Source organism: Pseudomonas vlassakiae, assembly GCF_014269035.2.
Lineage (GTDB): Bacteria > Pseudomonadota > Gammaproteobacteria > Pseudomonadales > Pseudomonadaceae > Aquipseudomonas > Aquipseudomonas vlassakiae.
Genome location: NZ_JABWRP020000080.1, coordinates 1 through 204, shown reverse-complemented (window position 1 = coordinate 204; position 204 = coordinate 1). Strand labels below are relative to the sequence as shown.

1 rRNA gene is annotated in these 204 nt (G+C 46.1%); it reads left to right on the top strand.

Going from position 1 to position 204, the window contains the following annotated elements:
* Positions 1-63 precede the first annotated feature (63 nt).
* Positions 64-179: ribosomal RNA gene (gene rrf, locus HU738_RS25875) — 5S ribosomal RNA — on the top strand.
* The last annotated feature ends 25 nt before the right edge of the window (positions 180-204 follow it).

Genomic DNA, 204 nt, shown 5'->3' with positions numbered 1-204 from the left:
ACCACAAATTCACATATCCGAATTAGCCAAGAGTGTTCAAAAGACATTCTGGCAACAGAATTTCTTGACGACCATAGAGCATTGGAACCACCTGATCCCATCCCGAACTCAGTAGTGAAACGATGCATCGCCGATGGTAGTGTGGGGTTTCCCCATGTGAGAGTAGGTCATCGTCAAGATTCATTTCGCAAAACCCCTATCTGC